At 64.2% G+C, this 14,492-nt stretch carries 16 protein-coding genes; 8 read left to right on the plus strand and 8 right to left on the minus strand.

Annotation, left to right across the window (positions count from 1 at the left end; all coding sequences use genetic code 11):
* Positions 1 to 140: 140 nt before the first annotated feature.
* The 5 genes from OUZ49_RS17295 (at position 141) to OUZ49_RS17315 (ending at position 3,951) form a co-directional block, all read left to right on the plus strand.
* Positions 141 to 1,643: a transglutaminase-like domain-containing protein gene (locus OUZ49_RS17295; protein WP_266151855.1), complete on the plus strand. Its 1,503-nt coding sequence runs from the start codon at positions 141 to 143 to the stop codon at positions 1,641 to 1,643.
* A gap of 73 nt (positions 1,644 to 1,716) precedes the next feature.
* Positions 1,717 to 2,586 (plus strand): SPFH domain-containing protein, encoded by an 870-nt coding sequence (locus OUZ49_RS17300; protein WP_266151856.1) that lies wholly within the window; start codon positions 1,717 to 1,719, stop codon positions 2,584 to 2,586.
* On the plus strand, positions 2,576 to 2,767 hold the full coding sequence (locus OUZ49_RS17305) for a type II toxin-antitoxin system antitoxin (RefSeq protein ID WP_266151857.1): 192 nt from the start codon (positions 2,576 to 2,578) through the stop codon (positions 2,765 to 2,767). Before OUZ49_RS17300 ends, OUZ49_RS17305 begins: the two co-directional genes overlap by 11 nt.
* Before the next feature lie 52 nt (positions 2,768 to 2,819).
* The gene (locus tag OUZ49_RS17310) at positions 2,820 to 3,593 is read left to right on the plus strand and encodes a CPBP family glutamic-type intramembrane protease (RefSeq protein ID WP_266151858.1); all 774 of its coding nucleotides are present in this window, start codon (positions 2,820 to 2,822) and stop codon (positions 3,591 to 3,593) included.
* 160 nt (positions 3,594 to 3,753) lie between these two features.
* A complete protein-coding gene (locus tag OUZ49_RS17315) occupies positions 3,754 to 3,951 on the plus strand; it encodes a hypothetical protein (RefSeq protein ID WP_266151859.1) in 198 nt (65 codons plus the stop codon).
* Positions 3,952 to 3,990: 39 nt separating this feature from the next.
* On the opposite strand, the gene OUZ49_RS17320 is transcribed toward OUZ49_RS17315, so the two are convergent.
* A complete protein-coding gene (locus OUZ49_RS17320; RefSeq protein WP_266151860.1) occupies positions 3,991 to 5,091 on the minus strand; it encodes an NAD(P)-dependent alcohol dehydrogenase in 1,101 nt (366 codons plus the stop codon).
* 286 nt (positions 5,092 to 5,377) lie between these two features.
* On the opposite strand from OUZ49_RS17320, the gene OUZ49_RS17325 reads away from it, so the two are divergent.
* Positions 5,378 to 5,842, plus strand: a complete 465-nt coding sequence (locus OUZ49_RS17325; protein WP_266151861.1) for a DUF1203 domain-containing protein — start codon at positions 5,378 to 5,380, stop codon at positions 5,840 to 5,842.
* A 6-nt stretch (positions 5,843 to 5,848) separates the two neighbouring features.
* Here OUZ49_RS17325 and OUZ49_RS17330 read toward each other — a convergent pair whose 3' ends face one another.
* Positions 5,849 to 6,235: a DUF423 domain-containing protein gene (locus tag OUZ49_RS17330; protein WP_266151862.1), complete on the minus strand. Its 387-nt coding sequence runs from the start codon at positions 6,233 to 6,235 to the stop codon at positions 5,849 to 5,851.
* Positions 6,236 to 6,296: 61 nt separating this feature from the next.
* On the opposite strand from OUZ49_RS17330, the gene OUZ49_RS17335 reads away from it, so the two are divergent.
* Both OUZ49_RS17335 and OUZ49_RS17340 read left to right on the plus strand, forming a co-directional pair.
* Entirely contained in the window at positions 6,297 to 6,935 is a 639-nt protein-coding gene (locus tag OUZ49_RS17335; protein ID WP_266151863.1) for an SCO family protein, read from the plus strand.
* Complete coding sequence (locus tag OUZ49_RS17340) at positions 6,932 to 7,417, plus strand: copper chaperone PCu(A)C (protein ID WP_266151864.1); 486 nt, start codon at positions 6,932 to 6,934, stop codon at positions 7,415 to 7,417. Before OUZ49_RS17335 ends, OUZ49_RS17340 begins: the two co-directional genes overlap by 4 nt.
* A 97-nt stretch (positions 7,418 to 7,514) precedes the next feature.
* Here the strand turns inward: OUZ49_RS17340 and OUZ49_RS17345 are convergent, their stop codons facing one another.
* The 6 genes from OUZ49_RS17345 to OUZ49_RS17370 form a co-directional block, all read right to left on the minus strand.
* Positions 7,515 to 8,393: a cytochrome c oxidase assembly protein gene (locus OUZ49_RS17345; RefSeq protein ID WP_266151865.1), complete on the minus strand. Its 879-nt coding sequence runs from the start codon at positions 8,391 to 8,393 to the stop codon at positions 7,515 to 7,517.
* 114 nt (positions 8,394 to 8,507) lie between these two features.
* On the minus strand, positions 8,508 to 10,409 hold the full coding sequence (locus tag OUZ49_RS17350; RefSeq protein WP_266151866.1) for a GldG family protein: 1,902 nt from the start codon (positions 10,407 to 10,409) through the stop codon (positions 8,508 to 8,510).
* A 3-nt stretch (positions 10,410 to 10,412) separates the two neighbouring features.
* A complete protein-coding gene (locus tag OUZ49_RS17355) occupies positions 10,413 to 11,147 on the minus strand; it encodes an ABC transporter permease subunit (RefSeq protein WP_266151867.1) in 735 nt (244 codons plus the stop codon).
* On the minus strand, positions 11,144 to 12,076 hold the full coding sequence (locus tag OUZ49_RS17360) for an ABC transporter ATP-binding protein (RefSeq protein WP_266151868.1): 933 nt from the start codon (positions 12,074 to 12,076) through the stop codon (positions 11,144 to 11,146). Before OUZ49_RS17360 ends, OUZ49_RS17355 begins: the two co-directional genes overlap by 4 nt.
* A gap of 175 nt (positions 12,077 to 12,251) precedes the next feature.
* Entirely contained in the window at positions 12,252 to 13,601 is a 1,350-nt protein-coding gene (locus OUZ49_RS17365) for an SRPBCC family protein (protein WP_266151869.1), read from the minus strand.
* Between the two features lie 223 nt (positions 13,602 to 13,824).
* Entirely contained in the window at positions 13,825 to 14,466 is a 642-nt protein-coding gene (locus OUZ49_RS17370; protein ID WP_026635939.1) for a response regulator, read from the minus strand.
* Positions 14,467 to 14,492 lie beyond the last annotated feature (26 nt).

Genomic DNA, 14,492 nt, shown 5'->3' on the forward strand with positions numbered 1-14,492 from the left:
TCTCCGGAGGGGGCAAAGCACCATTGTAAGCGGCACCACCGTGCCGCGCTTCCACTCGCTGCGCACTTCACCTAGCGCGCATTGACGGGCGCGGGGATCGGGGGTTGACTGTCTGCAGTCTCCGTCCCCGCGGAATGACCATGCGCAACAGGATCGCCCCGTTCCTGCTGGTGCTGACGTTGTGCCTTGCCTGCTGGATCCGGGCCCTCGCCAGTACACCCGCAGCCGACGACAGCACATGGATGACCGTGCTGCTGGACGGCCGCAAGATCGGCTACGTCCATGTCGAGTACCAGCGCGACGGCGACATTGTCACCACCACGCAAACCTTGTCGATCGACTTGCAGCGCAATGGCAAGGACTTGCCCATGAGCAACATGACGCGCAGCGTCGAGAACAGCAGCGGCCAGCCCCTGGCCTTTGCGGCGCGCACCACCTTGTCGGCCACGGACAGCACCACCAGCGGCGAGCGCCAGCCCGATGGCCGGTTTATCGTCACCACGACGGTCGGCGGCGTATCGCGCCAGCAGGGCATGGATTGGCCCGCGGGCGCCCTGCTGAGCGAGGGGCAGCGCCTGGTGTTTGCGCGGACCGGCATGCGTCAGGGACAGCTGTACGAGATGCGCATGTTCGATCCAGCCAGCCTGCAGGTGGAGCTTGCGACGATGCAGGTAGTCGGTGCCGAACAGGTCACCCTGCCCGGTGGCATCACCACGCTCGAACACCAGCGCCAGATCATCCACTCGCCGCGCGGCACGCAAATCGTGGACCTGTGGCTGGACCAACGCGGGCGGACCCGCAAGGGCGTGCTCAACGTGCTTGGCCGCGAAATGGAAATGCTGGCCTGCGACCGTGCCTGCGCGCTGGCGCCCGAGCAGCATGTGGACATGCTCCGCGTGGCCATGGTGGCCTCGCCTCGGCCCCTCACGGCGTCGCTGCGCGGCGCGCCATTGCGTTATCGCATCAAGCAACCGGAGAGTTATGCGTCGCCTGTCATCGTCACCGATGAGCAGCAGGTGTCGAACCTTGGTCATGGCCAGTGGCTGGTCGAGATCGGTGGTGCCGAGGCCAGCCGTGCGAGACCTCCCCAGCCAGAGGATTCACGTCCCAATGCCTGGCTTCAATCGGACGCGCCGACCCTGCGCCAGCTCGCCGCCCAGGTGGTGGAAGGCGCAGCCGACGACCTGCAGAAGATGGAACGCCTGCGCCGCTTCGTCAGTGGTTACATCACGCCGCATGGGCTGGACGTGGGCTACGCCTCGGCACTGGAAGTGCTGAGCCATCCTTACGGCGACTGCACCGAATACGCGGTGCTGCTGGCCGCCATGGCGCGGGCCGCAGGGATTCCCGCGCGGGTCGTTACCGGCATGGTCTACAGCGATCGCTACGGCGGCAGGTCGCAGGTTTTCGTGCCACATGCCTGGGTACAGGCCTGGATCGATGGTCACTGGCGCAGCTTCGACGCCGCCCTGCGCCATTTCGACAGCAGCCATATCGCGATGGATACCGGCGACGGCGACCCCTGGCACTTCTTCAACGTCACCAACCTGTTCGCGCGCCTGCAGATCGAAGAGATCTCGCCGCTGCAGCCGATGCCAGGCCCGCGGCATCGCCACGCCAGAACGGGTACCCGCGGGCCTTGAGTGCCACTGCGACCAGCACTTGCAAAATGATATCACTTTGATATCTACTTCTCCCATCTAGGGAGGAATCACCATGAACGAACGTCAAGGGTTTTCGATCGCGGGCATCCCCACCATCGCGCTGTGTCTCGTGCTGGCGCTGGTGAGCGTCGCGCTCTGGACGAACATGATGCAAAGCGGCTCGGGATGGATCGGCATGCTGGGCCTCGGCCTGTTCGTGGTCACGCTCTTCATGCTGAAAGGCTTTTTCCAGGTAGCCCCGAACGAGGGCCAGGTACAGCAATTGTTCGGCAAGTACGCCGGTACCGTGCGCGAGGAAGGACTGCGCTGGACCAATCCGTTCTACAGTCGCCGCCGCGTCTCGCTGCGCGTGCGCAACTTCGAGAGCAGCAAGCTCAAGGTCAATGACAGCGACGGCAACCCGATCGAGATCGCCTCCATCGTGGTCTGGCAGGTCGTCGATACCGCCGAAGCCGTGTTCTGCGTGGATGACTACGAGAACTTCGTGAATATCCAGAGCGAGTCCGCACTGCGACAGATGGCGCAGCACTATCCCTACGACTCGCACGACAACGGCAAGCCCGCCCTGCGCAGCCACGGCGAAGTGATCAACAACCATCTGCGCGACGAGATCCAGGCACGTCTTGAAAAGGCCGGCGTGCAAGTCATCGAGGCGCGCATCAGCCATCTCGCCTACGCCCAGGAAATCGCCCAGGCCATGCTGCAGCGCCAGCAGGCCAATGCGATTGTCGCCGCCCGCGAGCGCATCGTCGAAGGCGCGGTCGGCATGGTGGCCATGGCGCTTGAACGCCTGCGTCAGCAAGGCGTGGTGGAGCTGGACGAGGAACGCAAAGCCGCCATGGTCAGCAACCTGCTGGTGGTGCTGTGCGGCGATCGCTCCACCCAGCCGGTGGTGAATGCCGGCACGCTCTATGGCGGCTGAGAAAAAAGCCTATCCGCTGCGTATCAGTGCTGCTGTGCTGGAAGCCATGCAGCGCTGGGCCGATGACGACTTGCGCAGCGTCAACGCACAGATCGAGTTCGTCTTGCGCGAGGCGCTGAGAAAGAACGGCCGCTTGAAACACGACAGCGCCGAACCCGTGGTCGACGACGAAGACGCTTAGCGCCGTTCGCGCGCTGCAGTCGTCGCATGTGACATCTCATCAGGAGTGTTCCATGTCCAGCCTGCCCTATGCCTCTCCACGCGAGCCGCAATGGAAGCTCGCGCTCTTGCTCGGTGGCGCGTCGGCCTTGGCCACGCTCGCACTGTTGCCGTATCTCGTTGCCAACCTGCCGCCTCCACCAACGTCATCCCAGCTGCCGGCATGGGTCATCATGCTGGGTCCCGTGGTAGAGACGGGCGTGCTTAGCTGGCTGCTGGCCTGGGCTGGCTTGCACCTTGGCGCACGTCACGCGCTCGGTGCACCGTGGCTACGTGCCTGGGTCTACGGAACGCCAGCACCGGCGGCGCGATCGCGCTGGCTGCTGGCCCTGGCGCTCGGTGCCCTGGTGGGATGCCTGGTGATCGGCATCGAGGCCATGGGCGGCCGCGCCCCATCATCCGCCATCGATGGCGCCAGCCAGGCGTGGCGCGGCATGCTCGCAATCTTCTATGGCGGCATCGTGGAGGAGACCCTTTGCCGGCTCTTCCTGGTCAGTGCCCTGGTATGGCTGCTGGCACGGATCAAGGGCGGAGCGGCACGTCCATGGATGTTCGTCACGGCGATCATGCTGGCCGCACTGTTGTTCGGCGCGGGCCATCTTCCCGCCGGATTCGCCATGGGCATGACCCCATCCCCGCTGGCCATTGCGCGCATCATCCTGCTCAATGCACTGGTCGGCATCCTCTGCGGCGGCCTCTACTGGAGACTGGGCCTCGAGCACGCCATGCTTGCCCATGTCAGCGCCGACATCGTGATACACGGAATATCGCCACTGCTCCTCAGCTGACGGGCCTGGGCGCGCGCCCAGCGTCGAGATTCACCGAGCGCCGAGCATTAATTCCACTTCCACGTTACCTGCACAAAACAGGGTTTAGCTTCGTCTGGCTGACGTGCCCTTGCATGACTCGCGCCCGTCTCAAAGACCATTCGATTCCTGGAGAACGCTCATGGCAAACGACTTCCGCCCATTGCCCGAGGGTCCGGTCCTGTGCGAAGCCTGCATCAAGGCGGGCCAGGAAGTGGAAATGCATCCGCATGCCGATCTGCCGCCTGATGCGGCGAAGCATGCAGAGCGCGAGAACACGGAATTGCAGAGTTACCGTTGCCCGGAATGCGAATCCCTGGAGATCTTCCGCGTCGACTGAGCTGGACGCGCCAGGCTAAGCTGGCCCAGGCGCAATCCCTCAGTTCGGCTTGATCGCCACCTTGAGCACGCCGTCGCGCTGGTTAGCGAACAACTCGTAGGCGGCAACGATGTCATCGAGCTTGTAGTGGTGGGTGACCAGTGTCCCCAGGTCAAGGCGGCCAGACGCCAGCACGTTCATCAGGCGACGCATGCGCTCCTTCCCGCCCGGGCATAGCGCGGTATAGATCTTGTGATCGCCCAGACCCGCAGCAAAGGCCGACAACGGAATGCTCAGGTCAGATGAGTACACACCCAGACTGGACAGCGTGCCGCCCGGCTTCAGCACGCGCAGGCTGGATTCGAAGGTTGCCTGCGTGCCCAGCGCCTCGATTGAGGCATCGACGCCACGACCGCCGGTCAGCTTCATGATTTCATCGACCACGTCGCACTGCTTGAAATTGAGCGTGACATCGGCCCCCATCCTTCGTGCGACGGCCAGGCGCTGGTCGTTGCCATCGACCACGATGATGGTGGTGGCGCCCAGCAGGCGCGCGCCTGCCGTGGCGCACAAGCCGATCGGCCCTTGCGCGAACACGGCCACGGTATCGCCGATCTTGATATTGGCGTTTTCGGCGCCCTTGAAACCGGTCGACATGATGTCCGGACACATCAGCACCTGCTCGTCGGTCAGGCCGTCGGGAATCGGGGCCAGGTTGGCCTGCGCATCGGGCACCAGCACGTACTCGGCCTGGGTGCCATCGATGAGATTGCCGAAACGCCAACCCGCCGTCGCCTTGTAACCATGGGGTCCGCACAAGCCCTTGGGGATGAGGTAACTGCCGTCCTGTGAAGGGTTGCCGTCCATGGCGGCATAGGAGTTGAAGTTGGGACAGATCGCGCCAGCGATCACACGCTGGCCTTCCCGATAACCCGCCACGGCGCTGCCCAGCTTTTCGATGATGCCCACCGGTTCATGACCCACGGTGAGGCCCTTGGCGACCGGATATTCACCCTTGAGAATGTGGATATCCGTGCCGCAGATGGTGGTGGTGGTAATCCGCATCAGCGCGTCGTTGGGACCAACATCGGGCAGGGGCTTGTCGGCAAGTTCGATGCGGCCGGGTTCTACGAACACTGCAGCTTTCATCATGACAGGCATGGGGCTATCTCCACTGCAAACACGCGCCGGAGCCGTCACCCGGCAAGTTGGCAAACACGTCTTCGAGGCGGCACGGCATCGTAACCATCTCGCTCCCGGCCAGACGGCAAGGCATGGCCGCGGAAAACCGAAAGGTATCGCTTACGCTAGTGAAGTCTGGGTGATCAGTTCCGCGGCTGCCTTGATGTGGACACGACCCTCACCCTTTGCGTGGCCGCGCAAGAACCGGATAGCGACTGGATCGTCCGCGCGGCAAGCTCGACGCTCCATCCGTTGGAGCATTGCCATGAGCTTCCGCATCACCGGCCTGCCTGCCGAACCTTTCACCGACTTGTTCTCGCTATCCGACGAGGCGTTGGCTGCTCGGCTGGCCGTGCGCGTGGTCGCCGATCACGCGCACGGTTATCCCTGCCGCATCAGCCTCACCGATGCCGAGCCCGGGCAGCCGCTGATCCTGCTCAACTACGAGCACCAGCCGGCGGATTCGCCGTTCCGCTCCCGCTATGCGATCTATATCCGCGAAGGCGAGCAGCAGTACGACGAAGTCGACCGGGTGCCCGATCAGTTGCGCCGACGCTTACTATCGGTACGCGGCTTCGATGGACGCGGCATGCTGCGCGATGCCGATGTGGCGCAGGGAACCGCACTGGAGCCGCTGATCGAGCGCCTCTTCGACGATGACCACGTCGCCTATCTGCACATCCATATGGCCCGCCCCGGCTGTTATGCGGCGCGTGTGGATCGTGCATGACGAGGCTCAGCGTGCGTCGCGCCGGGCTGCAGAACCCAGCGCCATGCCCAGTGCCATCCAACCGACGATAAAGGCGACGCCGCCGAGGGGCGTGATGGCGCCGACCCAGCGTGGCGCGCCCAGCGCGAGCGCATACAGGCTGCCGCAGAAAACGACGATGCCAAGCGAGAACGCGACGGTCGCCACGCGCCGCGCGCGCCCCTGAGCGACGGCCACGCTCAAGGCCAGCGCGAGCGCATGCCAGAAGTGATAACTCACGGCGGTATGCCACAACTCGCTGCCGCGCGCGTCGAGCACGTCGCGCAAGGCATGGGCCCCGAAGGCGCCCAGCAAGACGGCCGTGGCGCCGGCCAGGCCAATCAGCACGCCAGTGACGGAGACAGTTTGTCGCATGGTCTGCAGTTCCTCGGCGTGGCGGGCGCCGCCAGGGCGGCCGGTATCGTATGCTGACGGAATGATTCGCATCGATTCTCGCACGAAGCTACGCCGCGCCAGCCGCCTCGTGTGGCTGCTGGCACTGATCCTTGGAAGCCTGCTGCTGGTCGGCTGCAACCGTGATGAGTCGGTGCCGTGGCGGCTCACCAATGTCACGGGTCACATGCCGGACCTGGACTTCAAGCTGGTCGACGACCACGGCAAGCCCGTCACCGGCCAGGACTATCGCGGCAAGGTCGTCGTGCTGTATTTCGGCTACACGCATTGTCCGGACGTCTGCCCGCTGACCCTGGCCCAGTTGCATGTCGTGATGCAGCGCCTCGGTCCGCTGGCCGACGGCGCGCGCATCCTGTTCGTCAGCGTCGACCCCGCGCGAGATACGCCCGACGTGATGCACGCTTACGTGAATGCCTTCGACCCCCGCGCCGTCGGCCTGTCCGGCGCACCACGCGAGATCGAGGCCCTGAGCAAGCGCTACCGCTCGGCCTTCACCCGTGAACCCGACAAGGGCGACGGGCAGTACGAAGTCAGCCATAGCTCGGCCATCTACGTGTTCGACCGCGACGGCAAGGCACGACTGCTGGCAACCCCGGGCAACCCGCAAGACGACCTGGTGCATGACCTGCACCTGCTGCTGAGCATGGGAGCGTCCTCATGAGCTTTCGCTTGCCTGTCACGCGCTCCCTGCCCTTGCTGCTCGCCGGCATCCTGCTGGCCGGCGGCGTGCATGCCACCGAAGCGGAACACATCCGCGCGAGTCAGGCGTGGCTTCGCGTCCTTCCCGGCGACCTGCCCGCGGGTGCTTACGTGACGCTGGAGAATACGGGCGACCAGCCGGCCAGCCTGCGCGGCGCCGAGAGTACGAACTACGCCAGCGTCATGCTGCACCAGAGCAGCACGGAAGGCGGCATGGGCCGCATGAACGCGGTGGACCGTCTTGTCGTCCCTGCCCATGGCAAGGCGTCATTGGCACCTGGCGGCTACCACCTGATGCTGATGAAGGCCGCCTCGGCGGTGAAGCCCGGCGACAAGGTGAAGCTGGCCCTGGTCTTTGGCGACGGCAGCAAGCTGGATGTCGATTTTCTTGCGCGTCCGGCCAATGCCACGGATATCGGTGCTGGCGCGGAGCACGCCCACTAGGCGAGATGGCTCGTTGTAGGAGCGCACCCAGTGCGCGATCACGGCATCACCGCTACGTAGGCTCGTCGCGTACTGGGTGCGCTCCTACAATAAAACGTTAGTCCTGCGTGACAGATACCGGAGCCGGCCGTGCGCCACGCCTCGCTGGTCGCGGCTTGCGGCGAATGCGCCCGCTGCGCGACAGGCGTAGCCACTGGCGCATGGCCAGCAAACCGCCAATGGATTCGATGATCGCGGCGGGCACCCACATGATCACGCCGCCCACCAGCTGCGCGGTGAGCACGTTGAAGGTGAAGGCGCGGCCGCAGATCTCGAAGATCGGATAAAGGTCGGTCTTGGAAAACGTGACAATGGCGCCGGCGAGAATCTGCGGCGTCATGGTGATGCCCGGGGACAGCACGCGCATGCCCGGCGTCATGCGCCCCGGCGGCCGTGGACGATGGTCAAGTACCAGCCACCAATAGCTGAAGCCGCTGACCAGCATCGACCAGTTCATGAAGCGATAGATGCGCCAGTCGAGCATGGCCAGCGTCTGCATCGACGGCACCAGCCAGATCAGGATGAAGGCGACGAACAGCACTGTCGCCACCACCGGATTCAACAAGACGGCGCTGAACAGGCGCCACGGCCAGGAGCGCAGGACCGGTCGCAGCAGGCGCACGCGCCAGCCCAACGGCAAGCCCTTGCGCAATACCGAGCCCGGATAGGAGGCGATGATCAACAGCGGCGCCAGGTGATGCAGCAGCACCTGCTGGATGCGATGCATGAAAAACTCATGCTCGAAGAAGTAATCCAGATAGGTATGCAGCGACACGTAGATCATCGCCATGCCGATCCAGAACGCCAGTTGGCGACCGACGCTCACCGGCAGACGGCGTGCGCCACGCAGGTAGAGCACCCCGCAGGTCACGAAGATCAGCAGGAACACCCAGGAGAATTCCCAGGGCACGATCCACTTGAGCACGCTTGCCATCATTGATCAGACCCGGGCCGACTCACCGGCGATCTCCCAGCATAATCCCTTGCAGCCGTCGTCCCTGGATCACTGCCCTGCGACAGATTGCCGCCCGCATGCCGGCGCCCTTCCATCCTAGACCCGGCGCCGGCTGCGCATGGAACGGCGCCAGCCGTACAGCAGTCCCACCAGGGCCACCAGGGCGGGCACCAGCACGATATTGATGAACTTCAGGCGCAGTCCCAGCGCATCGATCTCTGCGTTGAACTGGTGCTGCACATTGCGCAATTCCTTGTTGATTTCCAGCTGGCGTTGCAGGAACTGCTCGATCTCGCTGCGCTGCTCCGCGCTGACCCCATCGCTACGCGCGGCCTTGGCCGGCTGCAGCTCGCTGAGACGGCTGCGCGTCACGGCCAGCTCGCGCTGCAACTCCTGTTTCTTGGCCAGGAATTTCTGGTCGGCCACGCTCTGCAAGGCCAACACCCGGGTAAACGGACGCTGTGAGCTGACCCGCCCGTGGATGGACAACAGTGCCGAGGAACCGCTGAGGTTGTCGGCGATATTGGTGATGAAGTCGCCATTGTTGGCCAGCGCGCTGAGCTGCGGCTGCCCCAGCATGCTTTGCGTATAGGACACCCATAGGCGATCGCTGAGCAGATCGGTATCGCCCACCAGGATCACCTCGGCGCCATCACCGGATGTCGCCAGATGGCCAGTCTCACCCGCACGCTCCGGGAAGGCGCTGGCGAACTGTCCGCGCAGGCGCGCCGCGATGACATAGTGGGCGTTGTCCGGCTTGTAATTGTCCAGCAGGTTGGCGGGATTGCTGATCGACTCGCGCACGCGCTGGCTCGACACGACTTGGGCATCGGTCGAGGTCTGCATCAGCGGCAACAGGCGCGACGAAGTGCCGGGCAACAGATCAAAGAAGCCGCTACTGGACACATTGACCCGTTGCAGGCTGGCGGTGATCACATCGTCGTGATTGAGCTCCTGCTGTCCCAGGCCCAACATGGCCGGGTGGCTCATCGAACTGTTGTCGGCCAGCTCGATGCGCAACGCCCGCGAGCGATCGAGCACGACCTTCTGTGGATCGTATTGCACGCCCCAGGTCGCAAACAGCTTAGGCAAGTCGGAATCGTGGTCGTCGGTCACGCCACTGCTGTTCACGAATGGCGTGTTGTCCATCTCCGCCAAGGGATCGACAAACACCACCAGGTGGCCACCGCGCAACACGTACTGGTCGATCGCGTAGAGCGTATCTGCCGGCAGATGCTTGGGATGGACCAGCAGCAGCGCCTGGATATCGCTATCGATGCCTTTCAGCTTGGTGGGATCGAGGGTCTTGATCTCGAACAGCTGGCCCAGCTGACGCATTGCCGTCCATGGCTCTTCGCCAATCACGGGATTGCCCTGCACCGGCAGGCTGCTGATCAGGCCGACGCGCGGCTTGGACGGCTGGTCCAGCTCATACAGCAGCTTCGCGATGTCGTATTCGAGGAACGTCTCGCGCGACGGATCGAACAAGGGGATGGCCAAGGTCTTGCCGGGCAGATGCCCATCGCCGTCGCCATCGTTATCCGCATCGGCATTGGGTGACAGCGTGCTGCCGACCAGGCCGAAAAACACCCGCTCGCCATTGGTGCCACCGCTGATCGGCGTCAGCCCATACCCCTCGGCACTGGCTTCGTCGTCGGAGTAAGGCACGGGATCGACGATCTGCAGGCGCAGGCGCCCATGCGATCGCGCGACCATCTCCTGCAGCATCTCGCTGACGCGTTGCTGGTAACTGCGCAACTGCGGCAGGTCGCGCGTGGCGTGTTCGGAAAAATACAGCGTGAGCTTCAGCGGCGCACGCAGCCCACGCACGATGTGGATGGTGCCCGGCGTGAGCGTGTAAAGATGGTCCGCGGTGAGATCCACCCGTCCCAGGCGCAGCCAGCGGCTACTGGCCAGCGTTAGCGTCACGAAGCCGATTGCCAGCAAGGCCAGCGCGGTCAGCAGGATGGTACGTCGACTCAAGTGCAGGCGCGCCATGGCTCAGGGCGTCCGCTTGAGATCGAGCACCAGCACACCGGCGGTCAGCCACGAGGCCATGCTCAACAGGAAGTACACGAGATCTCGCAGATCCAGCACGCCACGCGAGATCGCCTCGAAGTGCCGCAGCATGCTCAGATGCGCCACCGCGTTGACCAGCCGGCGTGGCAGCGCCCCCTGGAAAAATTCCAGCACCTGCGGCTGACCCACCAGGATCAGCAGGAAACACACCACCACGGTCAGCACGAAGGCCACCACCTGGCTCTGCGTCACCGCCGACAGGCAGGCGCCGATGGCCAGGAACGCCCCTGCCATCAACCAGCTGCCAACGTAGCTGGCGAGGATCACGCCGTTGTCCGGCGATCCCAGATAGTTCACCGTGATCCAGATCGGGAACGTAAGCAGCAGGGCCAGGCCGATGAACAGCCAGGCCGCAAAAAACTTGCCCAGCATGGCCTGCGCCAGGGTCAGCGGCAGGCTGAGCAGCAACTCCAGCGTGCCGCCCTTCGCTTCCTCGGCCCACATGCGCATCGACACCGCTGGCACCAGCACCAGGTAAAGCCAGGGATGCATCACGAAGAACGGCTGCAGATCGGCCTGCCCGCGCTGATAAAAATCACCCGCATAGAACGTCAGGATGCCAGCCAGCACCAGGAAGATGACCAGGAACACATACGCCACCGGCGTCACGAAATAGCTGCGCAGCTCGCGCCGCACCACCGCCGCAACCGGACTCATGCCCTGCCCTCGGCGCTGGTGGTGATGTTGCGGAACACCTCGTCGAGACGTCCACGTTCCAACTGAATTTCCGACACTTCCAAACCCTGTTGGCGCAACAAGGTTTCCACCGGCTCAAGAATGCGCTCGCCCGCCCGGGGGAACACCGTGATGCGCCCATCGAGCGGATCCACTTCGATCGACGCCACTTGCGGCAGGCGGCCCAACATCTCCTGCGATACGCCGCTGCCCGGCGCGCTGAACGACACGGCGCCGTGATAACGCGAACGCGCTTCCAGCTCGGCCGGCGTGGCATCGGCCAGCAGACGGCCGTTGGCGATGATCACCACGCGATTGCACAGCGCATGCACCTCTTCCAGCAGATGGGTGGAGATGAGAATGGTGCGCTCGCGCGCCATGGCGTCGATCAACTGACGCACGGTGTGCTTCTGGTTGGGATCGAGGCCGTCGGTAGGTTCGTCGAGCATCAGCACCGGCGGGTTATGCAGGATTGCCTGCGCCAGGCCGACACGCCGCCGCAGTCCCTTCGACAGCGTATCGATGCACTGGTCCAGCACGCTTTCCAGTTGCAAGCGCGCCACCACCTCTTCGAAGCGGCGATAGCCGGCGTCATGGCGCAGGCCGCGAATGCGGATGATGAAGGTGAGGAATTCGCGTACGGTCAGCTCGCCATAGCTGGGCGCGCCTTCCGGCAGGTAGCCCAGGGCGCGCTTGGCCTGCAGCGGCTCCTTGCGGACATCGTGGCCGCACACCCGCGCCGTGCCGGAGCTGGGCTCCAGGAAACCGGCGATCATGCGCATGGCGGTGGTCTTGCCGGCACCATTGGGGCCCAGCAGGCCCAGGACCTGGCCAGGCTCGGCGCGAATAGTGAGCGCATCCACCGCGGTCAGGTTGCCATAGCGTCGGGTGAGCTGTTCGGTTTCGATCATGTCCAGTCGAAGTCAGAGCGCGGGCTTCGCACGAAGCGTGCCGCCGGGTCGTCCAGCGACGGTCGACCCGCAATGTAACCGAAAAGTTCGACCACACCCCGGCGACGGGCTCGCGAAAATGAAAAGGCCCTTCACGGGGAAGGGCCTTCTCGATAAACCGCCGTAGGAGGCCGGCTTACTTTGCGGTGCTGGCGCTGGCCGGAGCGGCGGCGGTGCCGGAAGCGGCCGGTGCCTGGTCACCACTGTCGTCGAGGCTCGGCGGCTTGATGCCGGCTTCCTGCTCCGGGGTCTGGTCCGGAGCGGAGCTCAGCGGCAGGTAGACGTCGAACTCGGCGTAGCTCTTCACTTCGTCGCCCTGCTTCACTTCCGGCTTGGCTTCGATGTCGTAGAAGCGGTTCACCACTTCGTCGAACTTGTAGCCGTGCGTCTGGGCATAGGCCTTGAGCAGGTCGCGGGTCTGCGGCACGCCAGCGGCGGTACCGTTCCACACGGCCTTCAGGGCCGGGCCACCGAAGGCCAGGAAGGCGCGCACGTTGTCGTCGACGATCAGGCGGCCGAAGCGGTCATGACCACCCGGGGCATTGTTCTCCGGCGTGCTGGCGGCAGCATTGGCGCTGGTGCCGGCCTCGGCAGTCGTCGCCAGGTCCGGGGCCTTGGCCGGGGCCAGCTCCACGGTCTGGCCAGCCACGTTCAAGCTGGTCGCGCTGATCGGCATGCCGACGTCGAAGGTATAGGTCTGATCACCATAGTTGGTGGTGAAGATCACGCGCGGACCCACCACATTCACGCCAAGCTTCTTGGCGGCAGCCTGGATCTGGCTGACGGCCTTGTCGGTCGCGTCGTTCAGGGCCTCGAGACCACCCTTGCGCTCGATCGACGAGGACACGAGCAGCATTGGCGTGGGCTGGGTCTGCTCGATGTACGGGATCAGCTTGCTGTAATCGACGTTCTGCACCGAAGCCAGCACGTTCTGCAAGTCATTCAGGGTGAACTGGATGAACGCGTCCGGGTCGCCGTGGATGTACAGGTTGGCGTAGCGGTTGATCAGGTTGAAGCCGTAGTCGACGTCATACGACCAGGTGATCTTGGTCAGCTGACCGCGGCTGCCCTGACGATCGAGGTCGAGGGTGAAGTGCTTGTCGTTGCCGCGCCAGTCGTTGTCGACGTTCCAGACGATGGAAGCCTTCTTGGCGGTGGAGTCGACCTTGTCGAAGCTCGGGTCGGCCGACGCGATGGTCAGCTTGCCGCTACCGACCTTCGGGTCGCTACCGGTCCAGGTCAGCTCGGCACCCGGGCCATAGGCCTTGCCCGAGAAGTCGTACTTGATGTTCCGGTCGTACTGGCGCTGCACGGAGTATTCCGGGAAGCGACGGAGGTTGTTCAGCACGTCATAGACCTGACGCATGTCCTTGCCGACGACCAGCGACCTTTCCACATGGCCACTGCCAGGCATAACCAAGCCCACCACCACGGCCACCACGGCAACGATGATCAGGGCAACAATAAATTCAAGAACACGCATCATTCCAGGGTTCTCCGCACGTCTCTCTGTCTACGGCACAAGGCAGTCGCCGGGGACCGGCCAGCCACGGGAGATTCCCGAAGAATCGCATCGTGACAGGGGGTCGGCCAGCGCCGAAGCCTCCGATGGTACTTAATCGCGCGCAGGAACGCTATCGGGCCGTAAAGACTGCCTAACGGCCATTCTTCTGGGTATGGCGCAGGCCCCCTGCAGGCCCCGCCGGACATCAGACGATGCCCAGCTCCAGCGCCTTCAGGACGGCCCGGGTACGGTCACGCACGCCGAGCTTGGACAAGATGTTGGAGACATGGTTCTTGACCGTGCCCTCCGCCACTTTCAGGGAGTTGGCGATCTCCTTGTTGCTATAGCCACCGGACAGCAGGCGCAGGATCTCGGTCTCGCGCTCGGTCAGCGGATCGGGCTGCTCCAGGCTGGTGAACTGGTTCTGCATCCGCCCGACGCCGGCCAGCAAACGCTGGGTGACCATGGGCGCCACCAGGGAGCCACCGGCAGCCACGGTACGCACGGCCTCCACCAGTTGCTCCAGCGACACGTCCTTCAACAGGTAGCCGCGCGCCCCGGCCTTCAGGCCCTGCAGCACCAGCTGGTCGTCATCGAAGGTCGTAAGAATGATGGTAGGCGGCAGTTCGTTGCGTGCAGACAGCGCCTGCAGCACCTCCAGGCCGCTCATGTTCGGCATGCGCAGGTCCAGCAGCACCACATCGGGCTTGATCCGCGGAATATCCTGCACGGCCTGGGCGCCATCGGCGCATTCGGCCACCACGCGGATGTCCTCCGCCAGATCCAGCAGTGAACGGACACCCTGGCGAACCAGGTTCTGGTCGTCGACGAGACAGACGGAAATCATCGCGGATCCTCGAAGCAATGGTGGCC

The organism is Dyella halodurans, from assembly GCF_026283925.1.
Classification (GTDB): Bacteria; Pseudomonadota; Gammaproteobacteria; order Xanthomonadales; family Rhodanobacteraceae; genus Dyella; species Dyella halodurans.

Excerpts from the sequence above, each read along its gene's own strand:
- OUZ49_RS17320 (WP_266151860.1), bottom strand. The coding sequence starts at position 5,091 with ATGCCTGTCATGATGAAAGCTGCAGTGTTCGTAGAACCCGGCCGCATC.
- OUZ49_RS17340 (WP_266151864.1), top strand. The coding sequence starts at position 6,932 with ATGAGCTTTCGCTTGCCTGTCACGCGCTCCCTGCCCTTGCTGCTCGCC.
- OUZ49_RS17325 (WP_266151861.1), top strand. The coding sequence starts at position 5,378 with ATGAGCTTCCGCATCACCGGCCTGCCTGCCGAACCTTTCACCGACTTG.
- OUZ49_RS17365 (WP_266151869.1), bottom strand. The coding sequence starts at position 13,601 with ATGATGCGTGTTCTTGAATTTATTGTTGCCCTGATCATCGTTGCCGTG.
- OUZ49_RS17370 (WP_026635939.1), bottom strand. The coding sequence starts at position 14,466 with ATGATTTCCGTCTGTCTCGTCGACGACCAGAACCTGGTTCGCCAGGGT.
- OUZ49_RS17345 (WP_266151865.1), bottom strand. The coding sequence starts at position 8,393 with ATGATGGCAAGCGTGCTCAAGTGGATCGTGCCCTGGGAATTCTCCTGG.
- OUZ49_RS17335 (WP_266151863.1), top strand. The coding sequence starts at position 6,297 with ATGATTCGCATCGATTCTCGCACGAAGCTACGCCGCGCCAGCCGCCTC.
- OUZ49_RS17360 (WP_266151868.1), bottom strand. The coding sequence starts at position 12,076 with ATGATCGAAACCGAACAGCTCACCCGACGCTATGGCAACCTGACCGCG.
- OUZ49_RS17315 (WP_266151859.1), top strand. The coding sequence starts at position 3,754 with ATGGCAAACGACTTCCGCCCATTGCCCGAGGGTCCGGTCCTGTGCGAA.
- OUZ49_RS17350 (WP_266151866.1), bottom strand. The coding sequence starts at position 10,409 with ATGGCGCGCCTGCACTTGAGTCGACGTACCATCCTGCTGACCGCGCTG.
- OUZ49_RS17355 (WP_266151867.1), bottom strand. The coding sequence starts at position 11,147 with ATGAGTCCGGTTGCGGCGGTGGTGCGGCGCGAGCTGCGCAGCTATTTC.
- OUZ49_RS17330 (WP_266151862.1), bottom strand. The coding sequence starts at position 6,235 with ATGCGACAAACTGTCTCCGTCACTGGCGTGCTGATTGGCCTGGCCGGC.
- OUZ49_RS17300 (WP_266151856.1), top strand. The coding sequence starts at position 1,717 with ATGAACGAACGTCAAGGGTTTTCGATCGCGGGCATCCCCACCATCGCG.
- OUZ49_RS17295 (WP_266151855.1), top strand. The coding sequence starts at position 141 with ATGCGCAACAGGATCGCCCCGTTCCTGCTGGTGCTGACGTTGTGCCTT.
- OUZ49_RS17305 (WP_266151857.1), top strand. The coding sequence starts at position 2,576 with ATGGCGGCTGAGAAAAAAGCCTATCCGCTGCGTATCAGTGCTGCTGTG.
- OUZ49_RS17310 (WP_266151858.1), top strand. The coding sequence starts at position 2,820 with ATGTCCAGCCTGCCCTATGCCTCTCCACGCGAGCCGCAATGGAAGCTC.